This window comes from Pseudooceanicola spongiae (genome assembly GCF_014899185.1).
Classification (GTDB): domain Bacteria; phylum Pseudomonadota; class Alphaproteobacteria; order Rhodobacterales; family Rhodobacteraceae; genus Pseudooceanicola; species Pseudooceanicola spongiae.
The window spans coordinates 259,928-286,772 of record NZ_CP045201.1 but is presented as its reverse complement, the minus strand read 5'-3'; the positions used below and the strand labels follow the sequence as shown (position 1 = coordinate 286,772).

The 26,845-nt window shown below is 63.7% G+C and carries 21 protein-coding genes; 5 read left to right on the top strand and 16 right to left on the bottom strand.

Features of this window, described 5'->3' with window-relative positions; all coding sequences use genetic code 11:
• Positions 1–38: 38 nt before the first annotated feature.
• Positions 39–596, bottom strand: a complete 558-nt coding sequence (locus F3W81_RS01325) for a TetR/AcrR family transcriptional regulator (RefSeq protein ID WP_226941793.1) — start codon at positions 594–596, stop codon at positions 39–41.
• Between the two features lie 265 nt (positions 597–861).
• On the opposite strand from F3W81_RS01325, the gene F3W81_RS01320 reads away from it, so the two are divergent.
• From F3W81_RS01320 to F3W81_RS01310, 3 genes are read left to right on the top strand one after another with little or no spacing between them, the layout of a single operon-like run.
• Entirely contained in the window at positions 862–1,356 is a 495-nt protein-coding gene (locus tag F3W81_RS01320) for a (2Fe-2S)-binding protein (protein WP_193081843.1), read from the top strand.
• A complete protein-coding gene (locus F3W81_RS01315; RefSeq protein WP_193081842.1) occupies positions 1,353–2,420 on the top strand; it encodes an FAD binding domain-containing protein in 1,068 nt (355 codons plus the stop codon). The genes F3W81_RS01320 and F3W81_RS01315 overlap by 4 nt, the downstream gene beginning before the upstream one ends.
• Positions 2,413–4,665 (top strand): xanthine dehydrogenase family protein molybdopterin-binding subunit, encoded by a 2,253-nt coding sequence (locus F3W81_RS01310; RefSeq protein ID WP_193081841.1) that lies wholly within the window; start codon positions 2,413–2,415, stop codon positions 4,663–4,665. The genes F3W81_RS01315 and F3W81_RS01310 overlap by 8 nt, the downstream gene beginning before the upstream one ends.
• 146 nt (positions 4,666–4,811) lie before the next feature.
• Here F3W81_RS01310 and F3W81_RS01305 read toward each other — a convergent pair whose 3' ends face one another.
• The 7 genes from F3W81_RS01305 to F3W81_RS01275 form a co-directional block, all read right to left on the bottom strand.
• The gene (locus tag F3W81_RS01305; protein ID WP_193081839.1) at positions 4,812–5,213 is read right to left on the bottom strand and encodes a (R)-mandelonitrile lyase; all 402 of its coding nucleotides are present in this window, start codon (positions 5,211–5,213) and stop codon (positions 4,812–4,814) included.
• A gap of 184 nt (positions 5,214–5,397) precedes the next feature.
• Positions 5,398–6,171, bottom strand: a complete 774-nt coding sequence (locus F3W81_RS01300; RefSeq protein WP_193081837.1) for an ABC transporter ATP-binding protein — start codon at positions 6,169–6,171, stop codon at positions 5,398–5,400.
• A complete protein-coding gene (rutD, locus tag F3W81_RS01295) occupies positions 6,168–6,977 on the bottom strand; it encodes a pyrimidine utilization protein D (protein WP_193081835.1) in 810 nt (269 codons plus the stop codon). The genes F3W81_RS01300 and rutD overlap by 4 nt, the downstream gene beginning before the upstream one ends.
• Before the next feature lie 37 nt (positions 6,978–7,014).
• Entirely contained in the window at positions 7,015–7,824 is an 810-nt protein-coding gene (locus tag F3W81_RS01290; RefSeq protein WP_193081833.1) for an ABC transporter permease, read from the bottom strand.
• Positions 7,821–8,213, bottom strand: coding sequence for a pyrimidine utilization protein C (rutC, locus tag F3W81_RS01285; protein WP_193081832.1), 393 nt, complete (start codon positions 8,211–8,213; stop codon positions 7,821–7,823). The genes F3W81_RS01290 and rutC overlap by 4 nt, the downstream gene beginning before the upstream one ends.
• Positions 8,210–8,926 carry an isochorismatase family protein gene (locus F3W81_RS01280; RefSeq protein WP_319022314.1) on the bottom strand — a complete coding sequence of 239 codons (717 nt, stop codon included), beginning with the start codon at positions 8,924–8,926 and terminating at the stop codon, positions 8,210–8,212. Before F3W81_RS01280 ends, rutC begins: the two co-directional genes overlap by 4 nt.
• Positions 8,927–8,928: 2 nt before the next feature.
• Complete coding sequence (locus F3W81_RS01275; RefSeq protein WP_193081831.1) at positions 8,929–9,936, bottom strand: ABC transporter substrate-binding protein; 1,008 nt, start codon at positions 9,934–9,936, stop codon at positions 8,929–8,931.
• A gap of 120 nt (positions 9,937–10,056) precedes the next feature.
• Here F3W81_RS01275 and F3W81_RS01270 point away from each other — a divergent pair, with 120 nt between their 5' ends.
• On the top strand, positions 10,057–10,989 hold the full coding sequence (locus F3W81_RS01270) for a LysR family transcriptional regulator (RefSeq protein ID WP_193081830.1): 933 nt from the start codon (positions 10,057–10,059) through the stop codon (positions 10,987–10,989).
• A 6-nt stretch (positions 10,990–10,995) separates the two neighbouring features.
• Here the strand turns inward: F3W81_RS01270 and F3W81_RS01265 are convergent, their stop codons facing one another.
• The 8 genes from F3W81_RS01265 to F3W81_RS01230 all read right to left on the bottom strand — a co-directional run bounded on the left by F3W81_RS01265 (position 10,996) and on the right by F3W81_RS01230 (position 22,528).
• Positions 10,996–12,483 carry a sensor domain-containing diguanylate cyclase gene (locus F3W81_RS01265; RefSeq protein ID WP_193081829.1) on the bottom strand — a complete coding sequence of 496 codons (1,488 nt, stop codon included), beginning with the start codon at positions 12,481–12,483 and terminating at the stop codon, positions 10,996–10,998.
• 171 nt (positions 12,484–12,654) lie between these two features.
• Entirely contained in the window at positions 12,655–13,716 is a 1,062-nt protein-coding gene (locus F3W81_RS01260; RefSeq protein ID WP_193081828.1) for an autotransporter outer membrane beta-barrel domain-containing protein, read from the bottom strand.
• Between the two features lie 34 nt (positions 13,717–13,750).
• On the bottom strand, positions 13,751–14,641 hold the full coding sequence (locus tag F3W81_RS01255) for a viral aspartic protease (RefSeq protein ID WP_193081827.1): 891 nt from the start codon (positions 14,639–14,641) through the stop codon (positions 13,751–13,753).
• A 26-nt stretch (positions 14,642–14,667) separates the two neighbouring features.
• Complete coding sequence (locus F3W81_RS01250; protein ID WP_193081826.1) at positions 14,668–16,143, bottom strand: hypothetical protein; 1,476 nt, start codon at positions 16,141–16,143, stop codon at positions 14,668–14,670.
• Positions 16,140–17,258 (bottom strand): glycosyl hydrolase family 8, encoded by a 1,119-nt coding sequence (locus tag F3W81_RS01245; protein ID WP_193081824.1) that lies wholly within the window; start codon positions 17,256–17,258, stop codon positions 16,140–16,142. The genes F3W81_RS01250 and F3W81_RS01245 overlap by 4 nt, the downstream gene beginning before the upstream one ends.
• Entirely contained in the window at positions 17,255–19,474 is a 2,220-nt protein-coding gene (locus F3W81_RS01240; RefSeq protein ID WP_193081822.1) for a cellulose biosynthesis cyclic di-GMP-binding regulatory protein BcsB, read from the bottom strand. Before F3W81_RS01240 ends, F3W81_RS01245 begins: the two co-directional genes overlap by 4 nt.
• Positions 19,471–21,810 (bottom strand): UDP-forming cellulose synthase catalytic subunit, encoded by a 2,340-nt coding sequence (gene bcsA, locus F3W81_RS01235; protein WP_193081820.1) that lies wholly within the window; start codon positions 21,808–21,810, stop codon positions 19,471–19,473. The genes F3W81_RS01240 and bcsA overlap by 4 nt, the downstream gene beginning before the upstream one ends.
• 37 nt (positions 21,811–21,847) lie before the next feature.
• Positions 21,848–22,528, bottom strand: a complete 681-nt coding sequence (locus F3W81_RS01230) for a hypothetical protein (protein WP_193081818.1) — start codon at positions 22,526–22,528, stop codon at positions 21,848–21,850.
• A 1,119-nt stretch (positions 22,529–23,647) separates the two neighbouring features.
• Between F3W81_RS01230 and F3W81_RS01225 the strand changes: the two genes are divergently transcribed.
• Complete coding sequence (locus F3W81_RS01225) at positions 23,648–26,632, top strand: sensor domain-containing protein (protein WP_193081816.1); 2,985 nt, start codon at positions 23,648–23,650, stop codon at positions 26,630–26,632.
• The last annotated feature ends 213 nt before the right edge of the window (positions 26,633–26,845 follow it).

Sequence of the window (26,845 nt, the reverse complement as noted above, 5' to 3'; positions counted from 1 at the left end):
GTAAAACAGGACAGGGCCGAAGGCGCCTGCCCAGACCATCAGCGCAGAACCACCAGACCATCGACAAAGATATCCAGCAGACGGATCGTGCGCGCCTGCCAGCCGTCGTCCTGCCGGATGTAACAGATCCCCAGAACCGCACGCATGACATCCTCTGCGCTGACATCATCCCGGATCGCGCCCAGCTCCACACCACGTTGCAGCAAGCCCCCCGCCGCCTGCTGCATCCGCGCAGAGGAGGCTGAAAACAAGGGTTGTGAGGTCTCCAGCGCAGGCTCCAGCGCGGCCAGCATGCCACGTTTCGTGGCCACCATGCGCACCATCCCATGCAGCCAGCGCCGGATCGCGCTGACCGGCTCCACCTCCTCCGCCAGCGCCTCTGCCAGCGCGACAAGCTCATCGACTTCGCGCGCGTAGACGGCCTGAAACAGGGCCTCGCGGGTCGGGAAATGGCGATAAAGCGTGCCGATGCCAACCCCGGCATCCCGCGCGACGGCTTCCAGACTGGCGCCTGTGCCGCCCGCCGCAAAGACCTGACGCGCCGCCACCAGCAAGCGTTCCCGATTGCGCAGTGAATCGGCACGCGGCTTGCGCACCGGGCTCTCAGGGGGCGGAGCTTTGCCGTTCGTGACGCCCTGAGCACTTTCTTTTCTTGCCTTTTTCGCCTCTGCGACCATCTGAATCGATGCTGATCAATGGCACCAAGATGCCATGCGACAGCAATCCCCTTGCTAAACGGAGGCGACCTCCGTATATTAATAAAACCGAACGGGCCACAATCCTGCCCGACTGCTGCTTATCACGACCGGCATACCCGTGCCCACAGTTTCCAAAAACAGCCACATATTCAATGGAGGGACCATGACCCTTTCCATCAGCCTCATTGTGAACGGTGAGCAAAAAGACATCGCGCTGGAAGATCCACGCGCCACACTTCTCGACGTCCTGCGCGATCGCGTCGGCCTGACAGGCACCAAGAAAGGCTGCGATCGCGGCCAGTGTGGTGCCTGTACGGTGCTGGTCGACGGGCGGCGCATCAACAGCTGCTTGGCGCTGGCCGCCAGCCAGGATGGTGCCGAAGTCACCACCATCGAAGGTCTCGCCACAGGCGACGACCTGCACCCCCTTCAGGCCGCCTTTATTGAGGCCGACGGCTTTCAGTGCGGCTATTGCACCCCCGGCCAGATCATGAGTGCGCTTGGCCTGATCCGCGAAGGCCTTGCCGACAACGACCCCGAGCGGATCCGCGAAGGCATGAGCGGCAATATCTGCCGTTGCGCCGCCTATCAGGGGATCACCGAAGCGGTGATCAAGGGCCACAAGGCGATGACCGACACCGGGGAGAGCCAAATATGAACCTGTTCGACTATATCCGCCCCACCTCGCTGGACGAAGCGATTGCCGCAGGTGCCACGCCGGGGGCGGCCTATCTGTCGGGCGGCACCAACCTGCTCGATCTGATGAAGATTGGCGTCAAGACTCCTGCAACGGTGGTCGACATCACGCGGCTGCCCGGCCTCGACAGCATCGAGCGGCTGGCCGACGGCGCGACGCGGATCGGCGCCATGGTGCGCAACTCTGACCTCGCCCACGACAGCGACTTTGCCACGGCCTACCCGGCTGTCGCCGAGGCGCTGTTGTCCGGGGCCTCGGGTCAGTTGCGCAATGCCGCCCGGCTTGGCGGCAACCTGATGCAGCAAACCCGGTGCGCCTACTATCAGGACCCAAAGAGCGCCTGTAACCGCCGTGCGCCGGGCACTGGCTGTGCGGCAATCGGGGGCGAGACCCGCAATCACGCGGTGATCGGCTGGAGCGATCAGTGCATCGCCACGCACCCCTCGGACTTCTGCGTGCCCCTTGCCGCCCTCGGCGCTGTTGTCGAGATCGCAGGACCTGACGGCACCCGTGATCTGCCCATCGACCAGCTGCACCTTCTGCCCGATGCCGCCTCAGCCGGTGGCATGGCGCTGCACCCGGGGGAGCTGATCACAGGCCTGCGCTTGCCCCCCGAAGCTGCTGGTTTCAGGGCATATTCCCGCTATCTCAAACTGCGCGAGCGGACGTCTTACGCCTTCGCTATCGTCTCGGCCGCCGCCATGCTGCGGATAGAAGATGGTGTCATACTTGAGGCGCGGCTGGCCCTTGGCGGCGTTGCTGCGAAACCCTGGCGCCGGCCTGAAGCCGAGGCCATGCTGCGGGGCACCAAACCCGACGCCGAGACCTTCCACGCCGCTGCCAAAGCCCTGATGGCGGGTGCGAAACCCTCTGGCGACAACGCCGCCAAGATCACGCTGGCGAAACGGCTGGCGACCCGGGCGCTGCAGCGCGCAGCCGAAGGAACGCCCGGGGTCATGCCAGCCTTGCCCGCCTCCGTCTTCCCCTCCGAACCCACAGATCGCGGAGACCATGCCGATGCCTGATACCTTCCCCACAAGCGGCGCCCATACCCGTATGGGCTCCAACTCCGGGCAGCCGATGACGCGCCGCGACGGCCTCGCGAAAGTCACCGGCACCGCAACTTATGCCGCCGACAACCGTCCCGAGGGTGTGCTGCACGCCGTCTATGCGATGAGCAGTGAAGCCCGTGGTCAGGTCACCTCTCTCAACGTCGCAGCGGCCCTGGCGCATCCCGGCGTCGTGCATGTCATGACGCCCGAAAACCGCCCACCGTTGGCCCGCGATCCGGATTCCAAACCCGGTGGGATGGCCCTGCGGACCGAGGCTTTGCAGGACAATTCAGTGCGTTACGTCGGTCAGCCGATTGCTCTGGTCGTCGCGCAAACGCTGGAGGCGGCAACCGAGGGCGCGGCCCTTCTCAGCCCGACCTATGCCGTTGAGCCGGCCCGTATCGGCTTTGACGGCGGCGAGGCATTTGAGACCGACAGCACCGGCTTTGGCAGCCCTCCGACCGTCAATGTCGGCGATATCGAAGCGGGCCGCGCCGCCGGAACGCATCATTTCGACGCCACCTACGAGACCCCTCTGCAATACCACAACGCCATGGAACCCCATGCAATCGTTGCGGAATGGGACGGTGACCACCTGACCATCGACACCCCGAACCAGGCGATTGTCATGGCGCGTGGGGCCTTTGCTGACTACTTCGACATCCCGGCCGAGAATGTCGTGCTGCGCAGCCCCTACCTGGGGGGCGGCTTCGGATCAAAGGCTCTGCCCATTGGCCCACAACTGCTGACCATTCTGGCCGCGCGCGAGTTGCAGCGTCCGGTGAAGTTGGCGCTGCGCCGCGACCAGATGTTCGGCCCCGTGATGCACCGGGGGGCCACCCGGCAGCGCCTGCGTCTGGATATGGACGAGACGGGCCAGTTGACCGCCATCGATCACCACACCACGGCCACGACCAGCAGCTTTGACACCTTCATCGAGGGTGCCTCGGCGGCGTCGCGCAACACCTATGCCAGCCCCGCCATCGCCACCAGCCACAGCGGTGTGCGGGTCGACACCGGCACCCCCGGCGCGATGCGTGCGCCGGGCGAAGCCACGGGTTCGGCCGCGCTGGAATGCGCTGTGGATGAGGCCGCCGAGGTGATGGGCCTCGATCCGCTAGAGTTTCGTCTGCGCAACTACGCCGAGACCGATCCGCAGACGGGAAAAGCCTTCTCCTCCAAAGCATTGCGCGAATGTTATGCGTTGGGTGCCAAATCCTTTGGCTGGGAAAACCGCCCTCTGGCACCGCGTCAGATGCGCGATGCGCAGGGCCATCTGGTGGGCTGGGGCATGGGCACCGCCCTCTTCGCGGCGCATATGAACAAGGCCGAGGCGCGCGCGGTTTTGCGGGCCGACGGTTCGGCCATGATCGCGACGGCGGGGGCGGATATGGGTCAAGGCGCCTGGACCGCGCTGGCGCAGATCGCGGCGGATGGGCTGGGCCTCGGCATCGATCAGGTCGAGTTCCGCTCGGGCGACTCCACGCTGCCAAACGGGGGCGTGGCGGGTGGTTCGGGGCATACGGCGACGGCGGGAAGCGCGTTGTTTGCTGCCGGTGAGGGCGTGATCCGCAAGCTCGCCGACCTTGCCACGGAGGACCCGGAGTCACCGCTGTTCGGGGCGGGCAATGCCGGTGTCGTGGCGCGCGACGGGCGTTTGCACCGGGCGGATGACGACAGCCGCAGCCAGAGCTACAGCGAGATCCTGAGGAACGCCGGGGTCGAGGAACTGGAGGGCAAGGGCGAAGGCGCGCGCGATCCGGGGCACGCCGAGGCCCGCGCCATGTTCTCGCATGGTGCTGTTTTTGCTGAGGTAAAGGTCGATCCGGAGCTGGGTCAGGTGCGGGTCACGCGGCTGATCGGGGCGTTTGCTGCCGGGCGGATCATCAACCCGCATCTGGCGCGCAGCCAGCTGCTCGGTGGCATGATCTGGGGCCTTGGCTTTGCGCTGATGGAGGAAGGGATCCACGACAAACGCACGGGGCGGCCGGTGAACGGCGACCTGGCGGGATATCACGTGCCGGTCAACGCCGATGTGCCGATGGTCGAGGCGCTGATGGTGCATGAGGACGACGACTTCGTGAACCCTCTGGGCGTCAAAGGCGTCGGCGAGCTGGGGATTACCGGCAGCGTCGGAGCCATCGCAAACGCGGTCTGGCATGCCACCGGCGTGCGGCCGCGATCCTTCCCGATCCATCTGGAAACGCTGATCGGCTGAGGCTGGAATGCAGCGCTGAGAATGCAGACAGCCGCCCCGTGGGGCGGCTGTTTTTCGGTGTGAAAGGCGTCAGTCGCAGGGCTTGGGCGCGTTAAGGAAAGCTCATGCTTCACTTTAAGTACGCGCTGCAAAACCCTGATATCAAATCACTTGAAGCCGAGGTAGTCGGTGTCTGACACAGGCTCGGCCCAGTCGACACGGCTGCCGTCCTGTTCCTCGGCGATGGCGAGGTGGCTCATCGCGCAGCTGTCGCTGGCACCGTGCCAGTGGCGCTCTCCCGGGGCGAACCAGACGATGTCGCCGGGGCGGATTTCCTCAACCTCGCCCCCCTCGCGCTGCGCCCAGCCGAGGCCGCTCAGCACGAAGAGAGTCTGGCCCAGCGGGTGGGTGTGCCAGTTGGTGCGCGCGCCGGGTTCGAAGGTCACGGTGAGGCCGCTGATGCGCGCCGGAGAGGTGGCGCTGAAGGGCGCATCCATGCGGACGCTGCCGGTGAAATAATCGCTGGGGCCGGCTTTGGAGGGCTGGGAGCCGCTGCGCGTGATCTCCATGATCTTGTCCTTTTCCTGATGCCGCCGAGGCGGCGCATTGCCCGCCGATCATAGGGCATCGCGGCGCAGATACGAGGGGGCGTTTCACCGCGAAAATGCCCAAATCGGCATGTCGGTATTGCGTCGGTATCTGAACGGTAACTCAACGGTGCGGTTTCGCCGCCCTCTTCCTGCCCCCGCCGCCTCAGGCGACGCGGGCGTTCGGCAGTTGCAGGTCTTCCCAGATGCTGACGAAGTAGTCGTTGTAGCGCTGGTCGGACCGCAGCGAGATCGGATCACGGGCGTCGCGCGGGATCTCGATGTCCATGGTGCGGATCACGGTCGAGGGCCGGGTCGAGAGCACGAGGATGCGGTCGGCCATGGTGATCGCCTCGCCAATGTCATGGGTGATCAGGATCGCGCTTTTGCGACGCTCGGCGATGATGCGGGCGACGTCCTGTTGCAGCAGGGTGCGGGTCTGGAAATCCAGCGCCGAGAAGGGCTCGTCCAGCAGCACGACCGCCGGGTCGAAGGCGAGCGTGCGCATGATCGCGACGCGCTGGCGCATGCCGCCCGACAGTGTGCTGGGGCGGGCATCCTCGAACCCCTTCAGCCCGTAGGCCTCGATCAGGTCGCGGGCGATGGCGCGGGCCTTGTCGCGGGCCATGCCGCGCACCTCAAGCCCGAGGATCACGTTGTCGATGACCGAGCGCCAGGGCAGCAGCAGATCCTTTTGCAGCATGTAGCCGACGTCCTGCCCGGCGCGGTCCGAGGCGATCACGATCTCGCCCCGGCTGGGGGCCAGCAGGCCAGTGATGATGTTGAACAGCGTGGTCTTGCCACAGCCCGAGGGGCCGACAAGGGCGAGGATCTCGCCCTCGCGCAGATCGAAGCTGACGTTGCCGATGGCCTCGACCGGGCCGGAGGCGGACTCGAAACGCATGCCGATGGCGTTGGCGGAAAGGATGGGCGTGTTCATGCGACGACGTCTCCGGTCAGGTCATGGTAGAATTCGCGCAGCAGGTCGTGAAAGACCTCTGGCACCGCCTGGGTGAAGGCGTGCCCGCCCCAGTCTGCGAGCGCGAGGCGCGCATCGGGCAGGCGCCGGGCGAGGGTTTTCGACATGTGCCAAGGCACCAGCATGTCATCGCGCGAGGCAACGCAGAGGGTGCGCACCTGCATCGCGGCCAGCGCGCGACCGGGATCATAGGCGGTGAAGGCGGCGATGCGCGCCAGCAGGTCGCTGTCCGAGGGCATGGTGCTGAGGGCCTCGGCGGCGTGGGCGTCGATCTCGCCGGCGTGGCGCGAAATCCATGTGGCGGGATAGAGGAACAGCGGCTGGGCCTGCAGATAGGCGGCGCGTCCCGAGGCGCGCAGGATCTCGGTGCGGATGGCAAAACAGCGCGCGATATGGGCGTCGGGGCCAACCCAGCCGTTGACGATGACGAGGCTGCGCAGACGCGCAGGCGCTTGCAGCGCCGCCTCAAGCCCGAGGGTGCCGCCGATGGCGTGACCGACGACATGGGCACGCTCCGCCCCCGCCGCATCGAGCACGGCGAGCAGGTCAGAGGCCATCTCAGCCACGCTGCGCGCGCCGACGTCGCGGGAGGAGCGCCCTGCCCCGGCGTGGTCATAGGTGATGACTTGGTAACGCTGTGCAAGCGCGGCGAGCTGGGGCTTCCAGAACCCGCCCGAGCCGCCGAGGCCGCTGGACAGGATCAGCGGCTCGCCGTCCCCGCAGGTGTCGTAGTGGAGCGAGACCGCTCCGTTCTGTGCGATTGGCATATGGGTGCCGTCCTTCTTCGGGCCGTCTTGGGGGGCGTCAGTTGCGCAACAGGCGGCGTTCGCACCAGTCGATCGCGCCGTACATCAGCAGGGCGACAACCATCAGCGCGGCAATGCCGACCCAGACTGCATCAAGGTCATAGAGCGTACCGGCATAGGCGATCATATAGCCAAGCCCTTGGTTCGAGGCGATATATTCTCCGACGACCGCGCCGATCAGGGCAAAGCCGACGTTCAGGCGGAAGGCCGAGACGATCCAGGGCATGGCGCCGGGCACAATCACCGTGCGCCATGTGCGCAGACGTGACGCCCCGAGTGAGCGCATCAGCTTGACCAGATCATTGTCGACCTCGCGCGCGCCCTGCTGGGCGGCGATCAGGGCGACGATGAAGGTGATCAGCGCCGCCAGCGCCACCTTGGAGCCAAGGCCGATGCCGAACCAGATGATGATCAGCGGGCCAAGCGCGATCTTGGGCAGCCCGTTCAGCGCGATCATGTAGGGCCTCAGGATCGCCGAGCCGGTGGGCGTCAGCCAGAGTGCGAGGCCGATGACGCTGCCGGATATGGTGCCGATGAGGAAACCGCTGACCGCCTCGAACGCGGTCAGGCCCATGTCACGGAACAAAGCTCCGGAGCGTATCATCTCCCACCCCGTGGTGATAATGCCAATGGGTTTGCCGTAGAGATAGGCCTCGATCCAGCCGAGCGAGATGGCGATCTGCCAGAGGCCGAGCATGGCCACCAGCAGGGAAACCTGACCGATCAGGATCAGGCCGGGGGGCGGCAGGCGGACCTCCCAGCGTTTGGCGGGAGCACGCGCGCCCGGGTCCGTGGCGACATGGGTCATGAGGCGGGCCGCAGGTGGGCGATGGAGGCGATCTCGATCAGCGCCTCGGGTTTGACGAGGCCGACCTGCACGCAGTAGCGCGCCGGTTTGGCGTTCGGGAAGTAGGAGGCATAGACCTCGTTGATTGCCTTGTAGTCGGCCCAGTCCTTGAGGAAGACGTGGTTGAAGACGATGTCGTCCATGCTGGCCCCGGCGGCGGCGAGGATTCCCTTGATCGTCTCCAGCACATGGCGGGTCTGGGCGGCGGCGTCACCGGGAAAGACCACGTCGTTGTTGTCGTCAAAGGCGAGGATACCGGCGGTGTAGATGGCATTGTCGGCCGCCATCGCGGGGGAAAACGGGCCGAGGGGGGCCGGCGTGCCGGCGGGCAGGATGACGCGGTCGCTCATGGGGCGGTTCCTTGTGCGGAGGTGGCGAGGTGGCTGGTGAAATCGGCGGTGGAGGAGACCCAGCCGAAGAAGGTTTCGGTGTTGTAGACGGCGGCGTCATGCAGGGCGCGCGGCCCGGCTTGATGGCAGGCGTCCTCAAGCAGCACGGCGAAGAATTCCAGGTGGAAGCCGTCGCGCAGGGTGCTCTCGACGCAGACATTGGTGGCGACGCCGCAGAGCACGATATGGGTGATGCCGCGCGCCCGCAGGATCGAATTCAGGGCTGTGTTGTGAAAGCCGGAGTAGCGGACCTTCGGCACCACGATGTCGCTGTCCTGCGGGGTCAGGTCATCGACCAGCGCGTAATCCCAGCCACCCTTGGCCAGCAGCTTGCCCGCAAGCTCGGGGCGTTTGCGCATCAATTTCAAGGCGTTGGACTTGGTCCAGTTGGGCGAACCGGGGCCACCGGCCTCTTTCAGCGCCGGGTCCCAGCCGTTTTGCAGGAAGATCACCGGCATCTCGGCGGCACGGGCAGCGACGACGGCCTCGCCCACCCGCGCGATGACGTCACGGGTGCCGGAGATGTCGAAGCCCGCGAGGTCGAGGTAGCCCTCGGGCGAGGCGTAGGCGTTCTGCATGTCGACGACGATCAGCGCCGATTTTGCCGGATCGAACGGGATCGCTTCGGGGCGGGCGGGCAGCATATTGCTGCCCGGGGTCAGATCTGCGGCCATGGTCAAGCGCCGAACTTCTCAGCCGCGCGGGTCGCGAAGCTGTTGTCGACCATCTTGGCGTAGGGCATCGGGTCCTTGATCGCGCCGCCGCCGTTTTCCAGCTTCATGGCGTTGTCCCACTCGGCCTCGGAAATCGTCGGCGCGGTCGGGAAAGCGGTGGAGGAGCCGAAGAAGTTGACCGAAGCGGCCTTGATGACCTCCTCAGAGACCTGCGGGAAGTATTTCGGGCCGAGGTCGGTGAAGACGGTGTGATCAGCGTGCATGGCGGTCATCGCCTCGGCCAGCGCATCACAGAAGGCCTGCACGGTGTCGGGCGCCTCCTCGATCACCTTGCCGGTGGTCATGGCGGTGGTGAAGGCGAGCGGGCCGATCATGTCAGCAAAGGACAGCACCGGCTCCAGCCCGAATTCGGAGGCGCCGACCGAGATGTCCCATTCAAACGCGGTCGCCACATCGGCGCGGCCATCGCGCACGGCGGTCGCCTGCGCACCGGAGGGCAGTTCGAGGAAGGTGACGTTGCCTTCCTCGGCCGTGAAGCCGCCGACTTCCTTGATCAGGTAGGTCGGCACCTGAATGGTCGAGGAGGGGAATTTCAGCGTTGCGATGGTCTTGCCGCGCAGGTCGTCGACGGTCTTGATGCCGCTGCCGGGTTTCGCCATCGCCCACATGGAGACGCCGCCGACGATCTTGGCGATGTTCCTGACGTCGCCGCCCTCGCGCACCGCGTTGACCGACATGCCCGGGCTGGTCACGCCGAACTGGCTCCGCCCCGAGAGCAAAAGCGGCACCGGCAGAGCGATGCCACCGGCGGTCGACACTTCGGCGTCGAGGCCGTGCTTGGCGAAGAGGCCAAGGTTGTCGGCGACATAAAGCGGCGAATACATCGCAAGGCGCAGCGCGTCGGAGATCAGCACCTTGGTGCCCGCGGCATAGGCCGGTGCGGCAAGACCGGAGGTGGCGAGCGCGGCCCCGGCAGAGGCGGTCTGGAGGAATTGGCGTCTGTTGAACATCTGGATCATCCCATGTTGGCTTCGACGTCTCGACCCTGAGCAGGTGGCGTCGATGTCCTCAGGTTAGGAAATTCGGGGCAGATATTGTCAATTACGGATAATCCGATAAATATATCGTCCATGACGATAGAAAACGTGGAATTGCGCCATTTACGGGTGTTTGCGGCGGTTGCGCGCACCCAGAACTTCAGCCACGCAGCGCGGGCCTGCGGGTTGTCGCAATCGTCGGTCAGCACAATCCTTCAGCAGTTGGAGGCGTCCTTGGGCGTTCAGCTGATCGACCGGACGACCCGAAAAGTGGTGCTGAGCCAGATCGGCGAGGACTTTTTGCCCGGCGTGAAGCGGATTCTCGACGATGTCGACCGGCAGTTGCAGGGGCTGGAGGACCTGCGCACCTTCCAGAGCGGACAGGTGCATCTGGCCTGCGTGCCCTCGGTCGCGATGCGGCTGCTGCCACGGGTGATCGAGCGGTTCCGGCAGGACTTTCCCCGCGTCGGCGTCAAGCTGTCGGAGGTGCCACGTGGCACGACGATGGCAATGGTGCGGAATGGCGAGGCGGATTTCGCGATTGCGAATGAGCCCGGCGATGCCTCGGACGTTGAGAGCACGCGGCTGATGGAGGATGTCTTTGCGCTGGTGATGCGGCGCGATCATCCGCTGGCGGCGCGCGCGGAGGTGACTTGGGCGCAGGCACAGGCGGCCGGGCTGGTGATGATGGGCGCGCAGACCGGCATCCGGCTGGAGATCCGCCATGGTCTGCCCGAGGGGACGCCGGATGTCACCGCGCTCTATGAGGCAGAGCACCCGGTGAGCCTGCTGGCGATGGTGGAGCGTGGCCTTGGCGTGGCGCCGTTGCCGAGTCTGGCCTGGCCGCCGCCGGAAAACCGCCTGCTGACGATCCGGCCGCTGACCCGGCCCCGCGTGACGCGCACGCTGCATCTGATCCAGAGGGCGGGGCGGTCGCTGTCGCCGGGGGCCTGGCATTTCCGGCGCACCATCATCACCGAAGCGACGCGCGAAGCCATCGAACTGGAGGAACTGCCGCGCGCCTGAGGCGGATCAGCGTTGCGTCACGGCGGTTTGTTCGGCGCGCTGGCGGCGGTTGTTGTCCCGGCTCTCGTAGAACACGCGCTTGGCCTCGTACATCTTCATGTCGGCGCGCTGCACAAGTGCTTCCATCGACTCGTCTTCGAGGCGGCTGGCCCAGCCGATGGAGGCCGAGAGCTCATGTTCGGAGTAGAAGCGGTTGTTCAGAGTGATCAGCTTGTTGATGTTCTCGACCAGATCATGGATCTCGGCCTCACCCGCGCCGGGCATCAGGATGACGAATTCATCGCCGCCGATGCGCGCGGCCTTGCCGCTGCCAACTGTGGCCTCTTTCAGCACTTCGCCAGCGCGGCGCAGCAGCTGGTCGCCGGCATCATGGCCCAGCTTGTCGTTGGCCTCTTTCAAGCCATTGAGGTCGAGCACGACGAGAGAGGTCGGGTAGATGCGGCGGCGTTCGATGCGATGCAGCTCATCCGCAAAGAACGAACGGTTGTGCAGGCCGGTCAGCACATCGTGCTTGCCGAGGTATTCGAGATAGGCCTCGGCCTTCTTGCGCGCCGAAATATCGGTGAGCGCGACAAGCACGCGGGACCAGTCATGTTCGTACCCCGGCAGAACCGAGAACTGCATGATCAGGTGGCGTTCGGTGCCGTCGAGGGCGTAATTCAGCACCTCACGCGAGTGGAAGGTGTTGCCGTTGAACAGGTCGATCAGCTGCTCGCGGAAGTGATATTCCATGCCGTCGCGAAACACCGAGGCGAGGTTGGCCAGCAGCTGCGGCTTGTCGCGGGCCCTGAACAGTTTCAGCGTGGCGTTGTTGACGTCGAGCACGCGGATTTCGGCCATGCATTGCAGCACGAATTCGGAATGCACGTCGATGAAGGTGCGCAGATCGCTGATGCCGCGCATCCGCATGTCTTCCAGCTTTTCGCGGATGCGGCTGAAATCCTCGACCCAGAGCGAGACCGGGGAATGATCGAAGACACCTTCGGCGTAGGCCTGGCTCGCCTCGGCGCCGCGGCGGGCATCTTCGCGTTGGGTCACATCCTCAAGCGTCAGCAGAACCTGCGCGAGGCTGTCTTCATGGCCCGGCAGCACCACGGCGTTGAGCTGGATATCAAGGCGGCGGCCAGAGAGCGTGTAGTTGACGGCATAGCTGCCGAATTTGGTCTTGCCGTTCCACAGCTCGACCAGCTCAAGGATATGGCTGTCGAGCATGTCGTCGCGAAACACCAGATTGAGGTTGGCGATCAGATGCGCCTCATCCTCGGCCTCGAACATCTCGACTGTGCGGGCGTTGACGCGCAGCACGCGGATACGGTGGGCACATTCGGCCACGCGGGCGGGATCGGCGCTGAGGAAGGCGTGGATGTCATTGACGCCCTGCGCACGCCATTTACGAAAGATCTCCGCGACACCGCTGAAATCCTCAAGCCAAAGGGACACCGGGGCCAGGTCGAACGTGGCCGTGACATCCTGCAAGTCGGGACTGTCGTTCATTTGTTGAGCCTTGGGTAAAAAACGCGCGCATCTATCCCTGCGGGAGGGCACGGTAATCGTTGTATACAGCCTAGCATGGTTAACATAATCTATTCGCCTCTGATTAGGCAACTTGCAGTTTACTGCAGTCATCAAGGGCTTTGCAGCGGCTGCAGACGGGATCAGCGCGCCCTAGTTCAGCTTGGTCGAGATGTTGAACTGGACGCTGTTGCTGTCGAAAAAGTCCACCGTGGAGTCGGTTTGCGACACCCCGACGGAGAGGACAAGGTTGTCCTTGATCTGGTAGAGCGCGGTGACGCCGAGGCCATAGTCCTGACGGCGTTCCCCGAAAAAGGTCGATTGCGCCGATTGCGAGGCCTCAAGCCCGAGGCCGACGACATGGCCCGCGGCGAGCCAGCGCACCTCGCCCCTGACCGAGAGGTCGTTGCCGGTGGAGTCCTGCAGCGGTTCTGACAGATCCAGCGACAGGCGGGTCGCGATGCGGCGGCCGACACTGTCAAAGCTGACAGTGCCATGGGTCTGGTAGAGGTCCTTGTATTTCGAGCGCCCGACGGCAAACCCGACCTCGTGACGGCTTTCGCCGATCTCGAACAGGTGGCTATAGCGCATCTCAAGGTCGTCCTGCGTCTGATCGGAGAGGTCGCGGCGCACTTCCACGTGGTTGTAGCACAGATCGAGGAAGTTCCAGTTGACCAGCTCGTTGCGCGAACAGACCGAGATCTGCCCGACGGTTCGGGTCAGATTTGGTTCGGGGGCGTGCAGGACGCCGAGCTGGGCCTCGGCTTCGACATAGTGGCCCTGCGACAGGCCGACACGGACCCGCCCGTCATAGGAGAGCCCGAAGGCGGCCCCACCGCGCGCCACCAGATCGCTGCGCAGGCGGAAGACGAGGCCCTGAAGGATCAGGGTGTCATTCTCCAGACCGCCGTTCATGTTGGGCACATAGGCGAGGTTCGGATAGACGCCCTGCTCGAACTCCAGCAGCTGCAGGCCGGTCCCCTCCATGTAGTAGCCCTGCGCCTGCAGCAGTGCCCTGAGATCGCGCGCGGTGCCGATCCCGGCATTGCCCTGCGCAAGACCACGCGCCAGAGCGAAGGTGCGCAGGCGTTCAGAGACCACCAGCTGAGCGGTGTCGCGCAGCTGATCGGGGCTGGCGGTCGCGGCCTCGGGCGCAGTCTGCGCCGAGGCCGCACTGCCGGAGAGGATCACGCCCCCTGCCCCGGCCAACAGCATCAGGGCTATGGCCCTGAATGCCTGTCGCGCCTGCTTACTTGGCATAGTTCAGTTGGGTGCCGTAGAAAATGCCGTCCGCCTTGAGACGATCACCGTCGCTGCCGACGGTGAAGATGCCCGAGGTGGTCAGATCCTCTTTCAGCCGCGACGTGCCTTTTTCGCTGCCGCTGAGATTGCCACGCAGGGTGCCGGACGAGACGATCTTCTTGTCGGTATCGGTCAGATCACGCGTCGACAGGGTGACCGTGCCGCCGAAGGCCCCGGTCACGACATCAAGGGGGATATTGTCGACCAGCATGGTGGTTTCGATCTGCGAACCCCTGGCAGGGTCGTTGGGCGTGCGCAGGTCGATCATCACAGAACGGGTGTCGAAATCGACAACCATGTTTTCCAGCGTGCCGACACCGCGCTGCAGTGCGCCTCCATCGACGGAGGCGTAGACCTCGGCGTTGCCACGGAAGTAGTATTTCCCGGAGGCAATCAGATTGCCTTTTCTGTCGACGTTGTCGAAGCTGCCCTGATCGGCGGTGACGCGCAGAACGCGGACAATCTCTTCGCCCGCTTCGGTGGTTTTCACCTCGGCGATGACCTCAAGCTGCATGTTGTCCCAATAGCGCGCCTCGGTCAGCGCGATGAGGTTCTTGTAGCCTGCCGGGTTGGCGGGGCTTGGATCCTCGAACTGGGAAATGATGCTGACATCCTCGGCGCCATAGCGATCGATGCGGGCGCGGGAATAGCCGTTGTGGTTGGTCTTGTAGTGCTGGATGCCCGGCGTGCTGATCTCGGTCGGAGTCGGCTGGACAACGGGCTCGCTGCTTCCGCCCATGCAGGCGGAAAGCGCGGTCAGGCAGGCCAGTGGTGTCGCAAGGCGAAACGCCGTACGGCGGGACACGCGCAGGGGGGTCGAAGCAATGTCGCAGGTCATGGTGATAACCCTAGTCTTGAATGAGATCAGTAGTTGTAGGTCGAGGTGATCGCAGCCCGCGTTTCGTCGGTTGCGAGGTCGTTGTGCAGCTTTTCAAAGATGCTACGCGCCTTCAGGTTGTCGCCCTTGTTGAGGTAGGCATAGCCGCGAATGATCGCGAGATCGCGCGGCAGGGGCCCGCTGATCGCCTCAAGAGCGTTGAAATAGTTGATCGTGGCGACGTAATCATCCTTGGCATAGGACTGGACGCCGCGCTGGTTCAGGATCGTCGCTTCGACTTCGCGGCGCTGTTCCATCGTCAGATCGGTGCTGGCGGCGATGCGCGAGGCCTCTTCCGTCATGTTGCGCTTGAGCATGGCAAGGGTCATCCCGAAGCGCGCATCCCGCGTCACGCCAGCACTGATGCCGGCATTGGCCGCGAGGTTGAAATAGGCCAGCGCCTCAAGCGGACGTTCGAGGTTGTAGACGCACCAGGCGCGCTCATACGCGATGTCGAGCGAGCGTGGGCGGGCCGATTGCGCGGCGCATTCGCGGAAATTGCCGGAGCGTGCGGCCGAGATCGTGCGCGACAGACGCCCGTCGCCGGTGCGCGGCAGTGTGGTCTGGACGCGCGCGGTGCGCTGGCTGCCGGAGCTGCGGGCCACGGCGGCCGCTGCGGGGGCGTTGTTGGCGGCACGCGGCGCGGGCGCAGGGGCCGCGCTTGGCTTGGGCTCAGCGACGGGGGTGCGTGTCGGGGTGGTGATGCGCGCAGGGGCGGTGGGGTCCTGAACGATGCCACGACCGGCCAGCAGGCGGTTGCCAAGCGCGTCGAAGGTCGCGCTCTGCGTCACGAAACGGGCCTTGGCGGCGTCGAGCAGGCTTTCCAGCTGATCGTCAGTGGTCACGGCTTCGGACTTTTCGATCGTCGAGATCAGATCGGGGATTTCGTTGCAGGTGTTGACGATCTGGCGATAGGCCACATAGGCCCCGGCCTTGTTGCCGGTCCCGGCCTGCAGGCTGGCAAGGTTCCAGGTGTTGTTGATCCGGTCGCAGCGCAGCAGCGACGGCGTGGCCGTCACGGTCTGGATCGCGGTGTTGACGTCACGCGCAGCGACGGCGCGGTCAAATACGGTCTGGGCTTCCGAGAGGTCGAGCTGCTGCGTCAGATCCGAAGGTACCTGCCAGGAGGGATATTTCGCCTGCGTCTGTTCCAGAATGCGCCGCGCGCCGGCGATATCGCCCCGCGACATGCGGCTGTACATATCCGCAACCTCGGTCGTCGGCCCGGTCTTGAGCAGCGCGCTCAGATCATCGGGGGGCGTCCAGCTGGGGAATTCGTTCTGCAGGCGGCGGATTTCAGCGCTGACGGCGGTGGTTTCGTTCTGCTCTATGTAAAAACGGAGGGCGCGCAGATCCTCGGTCGAGGGCGCGTCCTGGGCCAGAGCAGGCCCCGAGGCCGACAGGCCTGCCGCCATAAGTCCGGCGAACAGGGCGAGGCGGAGGGAGGTACGGTACATCTTCATATCGGCTCGCATGTGGAAGCGGTCTGGATTTGAGAAATCAGGGTCATCAAATGCAGGGTCGCCGGGTAATAGGGTTGATCGACAGTCTGAAAGAACGGAATAGGCGCACCGAACTGCGTGACAACCGAGCAATTGACGAAGGCGGCAACAGCGCCATAGCCAACGTGACGGCTGGTTTCGATCACACTACCAGAAAGTCGGTCAAATACAGTCACATATTCGCCCTGTGACAGGCGACCGGAATTCACCGCCCGCTGATAGGCCTGCGCCTCGGCGGTGACGGCGACATGGCCGGGGTTGCCCGACCAGATCAGGAACAGCGGCACGCGCAGGGCGTCATAGCCATTGCGCGAGGACATGCCCTCGACCGTGCTGATGCCATCGGGGCCGATGCGGATCCAGTCGGGGATCAGCCCGCCGCCCGAAAGCTGCGACATCAGGGTTTCGCCGTCCGTCGCGCAGGTGGCAAGGTCAGCCTGCCCCGTGATCTGAGCAATCGTGCGCAGCGCCAGAGGCATGTAGTAGGATGGGTTGATGATCACGCCATCGCCACGGTCAAAGCCCTGCGCCGCCGGGGTCAGCAACAGACGCCCGCTCCTGTCGGGGGCGCGGATCAGGCATTTCGCCACCAGATCGCGTGCAATGGCGCTGACACGGTCCAGAAGCTCCGGTCTGCCATCGCGCTGACCGCGCACGGCCAGACCCCAAGCATAGAACAGATCGCCATCACTGGCGTTGTTCTTGTCGGGCACCCGGTCGGGAGAGTCGGGCAGAAAGCGCCAGGCCAGCAGCGCATCAGAGCGCACGGCCAGATTGGCTTCGGTCCAGCGGTAGATCCGGTCAAAGGCGGAATTGTCGCCAAGAATCGCCGAAAGCAAAAGGCCGTAGCCCTGACTTTCAGAGTGGCTGGCCCCCTGCTGCAATTCATCGACGACGCGCCCGTCCTCGTGCAGGAACGCCGCTTTCCACGCCGCCCATGGCGCCGCCAACGGTCCGTTCACATCGCTAAGTTCACCAGCAAAGTATTGGGCTTTGGCTTGGGTGCCAATCAACCCCGGGGCGAAAACCCCGCCAACGGCACTGGCCATCGAGTAGAGCATAGTTCTACGCTTCATCGCTTGCGCCTTCCTCTCGTGGTCACAACAAACGCCAGGGCCAGACAAACGGAAACGATCGTCAATCCAAACAGAACGAGTACAAAGTAAAGCGGTGACCAAGAGGCATAGTTCCCTGCCACTTCCCGAAAGTTACGGAAAGACAGGGGTTCTTCGAGTTTCGGGGGATAGGTGCGATCATGCCAGCTGTCCCATTGGTCATCGTTGGTGAGCAGTGCAAACCGCCCCGTCGGACCAGTCGCAGACAGACGAGCCTGCGCGAGATTCGCGGCAACTTCAACCGGGTCCGCCTGAGGACGCACGATCAACCAGAGCGAAAGAGGATCTTCTTCCTGAGGGATCACCACCACGGCCTTGCCATTGCGGCTGGCGAGCCAGTCCTTCAGCTCTCCGTCGCCGGGCTTGGCAAGGCCCCGGACGTTCCGGGACACGGCGTTCAGCAGCTCGGAGAAGGCAGGCAGCACCCATGTGCGGGTCGAGGGATCATCGATCTGCTGGGTCAGCGGCGCGGGGCGACTGTTGAGGAAAACGGCCTCCAGCTCGCGCCGGGTCAGGCCGAGTTCGCCAAGGGTGATCTGGTCAAGGCTGTCGGCCGTGATCACGTTCAGCTTGGCGCCCTCGATCATGGTGTGCCCTTCGAGAGGGCGCAGCGCGGTCTTCAGCGCCATTTCGAGAGTGCTGTCGTCGTCTTCGCCATCGGCCTGATAGCTGATCTGGCTGGGTCCAAGAGCGGCGAGCGCATCCGAAACGCCGACGAAGGTCATCTTCGGAACCTTCGGCACGAAGAGGGTCGAGGTCGGGTCGATGTTGAGCAGCGGATTTTCAAACGCCGGGCATGGCATATCGGGCGGATCGCCGGGGACGATCGACACGAAGGTCAGGTTGTTGACACCGGAGTGCAGCAGACGCGCCGGAAAGCCGATGTCGAGCAGCGGCAGCGCACGGCCGCCGCCCTGATCCAGCGGCAGCAGGCGCACGGTGGTGCCATTGGCCTTGATCAGCATCAGGGCGTTTTCCGGCAGGCCATCGGCAAAGCTGTAGAGCAGTTTCAGCATCGCGTTCTGCGACGACAGTACCAGCCACTCGTCCGGCAGACGGAAGGTAACGTTCTGTTCCGAATAGCGATTATAGGCCGAGACATCGGTGAACTTGAGGTCTTCGAGGCTGGTGCGCTTGCCCGGCTCCAGCACGCCGACATCGGGCATTGAGGGCGGCGCCGGCAGCAGGAAGTCGATGTTCGGCAGGGTGCCCTCTGGGGTCAGCGACATGACCAGAACCTGTGCGCCATCTGCGCCCTGACGAACCTGGGCGAAATCACGGTTGTCGGGCAGGATGGTGATGCGCGCGATGGGCGGGATGATGCTGGGGCTGGCATAGATGCTCTGGGCCCGCAGCATCACCGGCGCGCCGTTGCGCAGACCGGCAAGGCGGTCCGTCAGCTCGGGCATGATCTGATCGCGGATTTCGGGATCGGCACGCACCGGAATGACGTTCTGCGACACCAGCTGCGCCAGCAGAGCGGAGGTGAAGCCTTCGGGATCGCTGGACAGATCGGCGCTGTCGTATTCCACGCCACTGCCACCGAGATCGAGTTCGGTCCAGATTTCAAACGTCGCTTCGGGGCCACAGAAAATGCGGTGGGATTCCTGCGCTACGACGGTGATTTCGTTGCGCCCCGGCACCAGCACATCGACCGGCAGATCAATATCCTCGAACCCGGAAAAGGCCGTCGGCTCGATCGGGTCGAGCGCCTTGCCGTTGACGGTGATCAACAGTTTCGAGCGCTCTGGCAGCACGTTGATACTGATCCGGTAGGACAGCTTGAACGACTTCGCCTGCGCGGTATTCGGCAGGTCGACAAAGAACGACGCCGCCGTGCGTTCGCCGGTCAGCCGAACGATGCGGTTATTGCCGGTCGCGGCCACCCCGGCAGAGCGCAGCGGCAGCAGCACATTGCCCGTGGGAATGGACATCGGCTTGGAGGTATCGCCACCCCGGTCATATTCCGGGATGGAGAAGGTTGTCTGGGTCTCCGCGTCGGCAGGGGCCTCTTCGGTCTTGAACATTTCCAGCACCGGGGCGAGGTCGATGGTGGGCACCTCCTCCTCAGGCGTGGCCGTGGTGGTCTGGGCGACCCCCGAGAACGCGATCCCGGAGAGCAGGCAGGCCAGACAGACGGAGCGGAAGGCCGAAGCGCGATTGTGAACCTGTATCATACTGATGCACCGATACTTTCGTCGCGCGGGATCTCGATCGCATGGTCGTTCTGTTCCTCCAGATCGACACCGAAGGCGAGCAGGTGCGCCGATTTCTTTTCGGACGGGGTGGTGGCATGAACCATCGCAAGACGCCCGGGCTCTTTCGCGAGGTCCGACATCAGCGCCGGGAAGCCGCGCACGAACAACATCAGCGCATAGCCGAAGCCGACAATCATGCTCTTGCTGGCTTCCGTCGACATCCGCATCCGGCGCCAGTTTTCGCTGTCGCCAAAGATCAGGTAGGCGACGGTTTCCTGCGCTTTCAGGTCCTGATCCGCTTCCAGCAGCAGGCCCAGGATCTGGCCGCGCGGCGAAGATTGCACGGACATCACCTTGGCCAGAACCTTGGTTTCAAGGTGCGGCGATTCCGCGAACTGCGGGCGGAAGTAGATCTTGGAGCCCTTGAGCTGCTGCGTCGAGGGCGCCCGGTTGCTGGTTTCCTCGATCAGAAGACGCGCCCCACGGGTCGAAGCGTCAAGGATGCGCACGGGCGCCTCCATTAGCTGATCGCCGTCACCGGCCCACATCGTGCCGGGGGCGTTCATCTCAACCCGCGGCGAGGAGCGACGTTGCTGCTTTTCGGCCACGGCACGGTAAGCGATGGTCACCAGAATGAAGTTGAACATCGCCCAGCCGCCGACGACCGCCAGCACCGGGTGATCCCCGGGGAAGAGGTACCAGCGAATGCCAAGGGCGACGATGCCTGCCACCATGCAGATCCACAGGATCGTCAGCGGCCAGTGGATCGGCGAGATGTAATCCTGCTCCAGCGTTTCGTCCTTGGCGGTCACGGCAAACTTGGCGCTGCGCGGGCTGAGGACGGTCTTGAACACGGCCTTGAACAGATAGGGCGCCTGCGCGATCTCGTAGATTTCCGAAATCAGCGGCCAGCGATAGCGCGAATAAAGCGCGCTCTGCGTCAGGAAGGACACGGCAAGATAGCTGAGCATATAGGCCATGACATCGGGGAAGGTCGCGACGAAGATCTCGATCCCGAAGAACAGATAGACCAGCGGCACCATCAGATAGGTCAGGCGGATCAGCGGAAACAGCCAGAAGCTCATCGAGTTGATGTAGCAAAGCCGTTGCGGAAAGCGCAGGCCCTTGCGGAACAGCGGGTTCTTGAGCAGCAGCATCTGCATCATGCCGGTGGCCCAGCGGCCACGCTGCTGGATGAACGAGGCGAAGGTTTCCGGCTGAAGGCCCGCGATCATCGCCCGGTTGAGATAGAGGCTCTTCCAGCCGCGCGAGTGGATTTCGAGGGCGGTTTCGGCATCTTCGGTGATCGTCTCACCGGCAAAGCCGCCAACGCTGTCCAGCGCCGCACGCCGCAGCAGGGCCGCGGAGCCACAGAAGAACGCCCCGCCCCAGCGGTCCAGACCACGGTGGATCTGGGAATAGAACATCTCGTTCTCGGGGGGGCATTCGCGTGACAGGCCGAGGTTGCGCTGGATCGGGTCCTGGTTGATGAAGAAGTGCGGCGTCTGCACGAGGAACAGCTTGGGGTCATCGACGAAATAGCCGACGGTGCGGGCCAGAAAATCGCGCGAGGGCACGTGGTCGGCATCGAAGACCACGACGATTTCGCCATGCAGATCCTCAAGCGCGGCGCTCATGTTGCCGGCCTTGGCGTTCTCGTTGCGGGCCCGGGTCGAATATTTGACGCCGAGGCGCTTGCAGAGCCGTTGCAGATCGGCGCGCCGCTTTCGCGAGGCCGCAGCCAGCTCGGGGTCGGAGGAATTGCAGCGCTGATCGGTGCCGCCATCGTCGCAAAGAACCACGGTGCGCTTGTCGGTCGGGTAGATCATGTTCTTGGCAGCGGCCAGCGTGATGCTCAGCATCTCGATCGGCTCGTTGTAGGACGGGATCAGGATGTCGACCGTGGGCAGATCCTCGGGCGGAACCTGTGGCGGAAAGCGCCGCTGCGTCGGGTCGGCCGAGATGAAGGCGTTCAGCATGAAGACCAGGATCGAATAGGTTTCGACCATGAACAGCAGCACGGCAATGATGAACGACAGCGAGATCGAGGGATCGGGCAGCGTTTCCAGCAGCCGCCAGAGCCAGTAGCGCATCACCAGCACGGTCGCGACCGCCAGCAGGAAGAACCGCGGCACCATGAAGCGCGCGAACGGCTTGAGCAGCGCGACGATGGCCACGGCGATGATGCCGAGGAAGGCCTGACCGCTTGTCGAGGTCGGCACACTGACAAGCACCCCGATCGGGATCATCATCAGGCACCACAAAACCATCAGCGGCGTGTTGCGCGTGGCTCCGAGAAGGAGATTACCTTTCATCGTGGCCTCACCATTTGCATCATCATCATGGGATACATCACTGTCGTGGTGCCGCGAGTGGCGACAGCATCCGGTTGCCGCCCTGAGGGTCGGAGGGCATGGTGATCACACCAAAGCCGATCTGACCGTCGCGGATCGGGGCAAGCGCGTCGTCAACCGTGCCCTGAACGCAGTTGCGCATCAGCACTTCCATGTTGCTGGCGCGGCCCGGCAGAACCCGTGCCCCACCCGACAGACGGCGAAAGGCCAGGACGCAGATCGTGTTGACGCCGGTGCGGTATTCATTCCAGAAATACGCCCCCAGGCTGTCTTCGCTGTTGCGCAGGTTCTTGTTGCTGACCGAGGAGAAGGGCGTCGGGACTTCACCGAAGTCCTTGAGCAGGGTTTCCAGCTGGAAGCGCCCGGTGCCGAACCCCTGAGAGCCCATGGTGCGCAGCCACATGAAGTTGTCGCCCTCCATCGTGGTGTCGTTGCGCAGGCCGATCAGCTGCTCTTCCTCACGTCCGAGCTTGCGGTTGATCATGATCATTGCGTTGGACGGGGCGACCCACATCTTGTCGAGGCGACCGATGGTGTATTGCACCGTGGTTTTCAACGCATCCATCGTCACCAGTCGCAGCGAGGGAGAGGTGGTGCAGGCAGCAACAAGAAGCACACCCGCCAGAACCATACGCCTGCCAGCAGAACGAAAGTGACTGAAGCCAAACTCAGAAATCATATTTTAGCCTTTTGAACACACGACGCAGTTACAACCCGCTCGAACACGCACGGAAATTATAATTAACCTATTGGTAAGAGTCTTGAAAATTAGGGGGGTTGGTCTTTGCCGAAAACTGCCAACCGTTGCGCAAATAGCGCGACGCGACGCACCATTGTGCTGTTCCGGTCGGGTCACCCCCGCCGAGCAATGCCATAGAAATCATTCTGTCCCCGCCCCAATCAACATGGATACGTATAAATCATGCGCAACACACAGTGCTCCGCCGCTGTGAGCGACGAACGCATGAGCCGTCAAAAAAATTATCTCAGTCTACCCTAGTCACCCTCAGCGGCCGATTCCGGCTCACTCGGGCGTTTTTTGTTGTTCACAAATGAATAGAAAATTTCACATTTTGGAAGCCCCGAAATCAAAAACATTAAAAAAACGTTGAGGAACTGTCACTTTGTTACCGTGGCACAGCCTTTGCGCAAAGGTGACGCGCGCCCTGCCCTGCAGGCGGATCGTGGGCTCTGGAGGGCGCCTGCTCAACCGATGTGGAGGGACAGGCTGCGGAATTATACAACCTGAGAGGGACTGGCGTTCAGCGGGTCTGCGGCCCCGGGTGGCCCGAAATTCGGCCTCGCAGAGAGTCTGGCTCAAGACCCCAGCCCTGAGACGTGCGTGCTGGATCGGGCCTGTGCAGCGATGAGCCCCGCAACAACTTTTACGGGTAAACATCGGTAAATTCAGGTTTTTATATGTATCGTCGATATGCGAAGAGAGATCGTCGGCGATTGAAATCACCATTGCAGTTGCGCGACACGGACACATTATACCGGCGGGCAAAATCTTTGACCCCGGACTTGCATTACAACCTTCAGATGGGCTTAGCCTGTAACGGATCTGGCGCAGCTGTGGGAACGGCTCCGCCAGAGTAAAACGATACAATTCCTCTGAACCATGATAGGTTAACTATCCGTAGACACATGAACTGCGCAGTCATTCCAAAGCGGCGAGGCCGTATTAGGCATTATTGTCGCGGACGAACCGACATCCTACCCGTGGAAAGTTGCGATCTTGCAGAAAACCGTGCCTGAAAACATGACGATGGCGCGTGAAAGCCTGCTGGGACGACTCATGCGACTCGCCCTCAGTGCGACGAGCGAGAATGTTGAGCGTTCGGTCTGCTCTGCCCTGCGGTTGCTCTGTGAGTTCTACGGGGCCGAGCGGGCGATCCTCTATGATATCAAGGCCGATGGCACCCTGCAGAGGGCCTTTGAATGGTCGGTGAAGGGCCTCGCGCCGCTGGACATCAGCCGCCAATTTGTGCGCGCGGACGAGATTTCGCCCTGGCTTGAGGACCTCAACAGCGGTCTGAGCCTGCATGTGCCGCCCCCCGCATATGGTGATTCGCCGCATATCGCCCCCTCGACGCTGGAGCAGGATGCCGCGCTTCTGGTGCCGCTTCTGGGCAAGGATCACCTCAGCAGTGTGCTGAGCATCGCCGCGCCGCGCCGCGCGCTGCGCCCGGAGGAGGACGAAACCGGCCTGCTCGCGATGGTGGCGGACCTGTTGCTGAGCATGACGCAGCAGGCCGTCCCGCGCCCCGATGCGCCGGCGAACGCCGGGAGTGATGTGCCGGACGAGATCCGCAATGCCGCGCTCTGGGCGATGCCGGATCTGATCTTCGAGCTCGACAGCGAGGGCCGGTTCTGCCGCATCATCTCGCCCGATACGCCACGCGGACATGACGCGCCCGATGACACCGTCGGGCTGATGCTGGAGGACGTTCTGCCCGCCGATGTGGCGCGCGATCTGCGGGGCTATATGGCCGAGATCGATGAAAACGACCGTGTTCAGGGGCGAATCCAGCGGGTTTCTGGGCAAAAGCACAGCATCTGGTACGAGGTGTCCGGCTCTCACTGCGCGCCGCGCCGCCGCGGCGAGGCTCTGGGCTATCTGCTGGTCATGCGCGACATCACGGCGCGGATCGAGGGCGAGGCCGAGTTGAAGCGGCTGGGCCGGATTGTCGAGCTGATGACCAACCTCGTGGCGATCATCGATCACGATGGCTGCGTCGTCTGGACCAATGCAGCCTTCGAGACGCACAGCGGCTATGTCATCGACGAAATCCGCGGCCGCGACTTCAAGCAGCTGGTGACGGGGCCGGACAGCAACCGCTCGGTCGCGCTGAGCCTGCGCCATGCGGTCATGACCGAACGTGGATATGAGGGCGAGGATATCCACTATACCAAGGACGGCACGCCGTATTGGGTGACGTTCAACATGCAGCCGCTGAACGATTCGCGCGGCAAGCTGTCGGGCTTTGTCTTTGTCGAAACGGTGATCACCAAGCAGCGCAAGCTTGAGATCGCCCTGCGCAACGAACGCGATTTCCTGTCGACGCTGACGGAAACCAGCGTCTCGGCCATCGTGGTGTGCAACGGCGAAGGCAAGTGCATCTTTACCAACAGCGAAGCCAAGCGGCTGCTGGCGACCTTTCCGCGCGACGCGCAGGACCGGGTCGACAGCTGGCCGCTGCACCAGATCTATGCCGGGCCGTCGCAAGGGGCCGCCCTGCCCTTTGGCGCCGTGGCGCGCAGCCCCAGCGCGGTGCGCAACCTGACGTTCTCGCTGCGCCTGCCGGGCCGGCCGCGCCGGATCTATTCGGTAAACACCGCCCCCCTGCACACCGCCAAGACCGAGGGGCAGATCGTCGTCACCCTGACGGATGTGACCGCCCAGTTCGAAGCGGATGAGGCCAAGCGGCAGGTCGCCTCCAAGGCGCAGCACGAGGCCAACCACGATCTGCTGACCGATCTGCCGAACCGCAGGAACTTCAACACCAAGCTGTCGCGGGCACTGGCGTCGAAGTCTGTCGACGTTGGCGATATCCATGTGCTGGTCGTCGACATGGACAATTTCAAACGTATCCGCACCGTGCTGGGCCAGGATGTCGGGGATGCGATGATCTGTCTGATCGCGCAACGCATCCGCGACGTGCTGGGCGGCAGCGACCGGCTGGCGCGCACCGACAGCGATTGCTTCGTGGCCTTCATGGTCTCGGAGGAAGCCACGCGTGCCTCTGAGCTGGCGACGCGGATCTGTCAGGCCATCGCCGAGCCCTGCGAGCTGGACAAGATGACCGTCTATGCCACGGCGAGCATCGGGATCAGCCAGATGAAGGACCGCGCAGTCGCGCCCGAGATGCTGATCCGGCAGGCCGAGCTGGCGATCGAGACGGCCAAGGCCGCCGGTGGCAATCGCCATGCGCATTACTCGCCCGGGATGGAGATACGGATCTCGCGCAGCAGCGAGATCGTGCAGGCGCTGCGTCTGGCGCTGAGACAGGACCAGTTCGAGCTGGCCTTTCAGCCGAAATTCTCGCTTGAGGATGGTCACCGGCTGGTCGGAGCCGAGGCCTTGCTGCGGCTGCAATCGTCGCGTCTGGGCTGGGTCGGGCCGGATGAGTTCATCCTCGTGGCAGAGACCGCCGGGATGATCACCGAGATCGATTTTCATGTGATGTCCCTGTTCACCCGCCAGATGGGTGCCTGGCGTCGCCGGGGCCATTGCGTGCCTGCCAGCCTGAACCTGTCGCCGCGCAGCTTCGAGAACCCGACGCTGGCGCAGCGCTTTCTGGAGATGCTGGCGCAGGAGGAGATTGCGCCGCAGGATGTGACGGTCGAGATCACCGAAACCTCGCTGGTGTCGACCTCGGGCCATGCGCTGGCCAATATCGACGCGTTTCGCCGCGGGGGCATCCACATCTCGGTGGATGACTTTGGCACGGGATATTCCTCGCTCAGCTATTTGCAGCGGCTGATTGCGACCGAGGTGAAGATCGACAAGAGCTTTATCCAGCCGCTGATCGGCCCGGTCCCGACGCCCGAGACCGAGGTGCTGTTGCGCGCCATCCTGACGCTGGCCAATACCTTCGGGCTGAAGACCGTGGCCGAGGGGGTCGAGACGGTTGACCAGATGCGCTGGCTGAAAAAGGCTGGCTGTCTGATGATCCAGGGTTATCTGGGCGGGCGTGCCGTGACGCCCGAGGTGTTCGAGCAGATCCATCTGGCCCGTGGCGCGATGCAGATCGCAGATGAACCGAGACTGACCAGCTGAGGCCACGCCGCCCTTGATGTGCCCAGCGCCCTGCGCGCATGCATAAAGCGATGCCTCCGGGCCTGCCACCTTGGCATAGGCCCCGTCTTAGTGCCATGGCGATGAAAAATGACCGCGCACAGGCGCCGCGCGCCGCAGGATGGGCTTGTGGCCGGTCCCGTTCCATAGAATATTCAGGTCATGGTATGTGACGTTGGGTAAAATCCGGCTGGT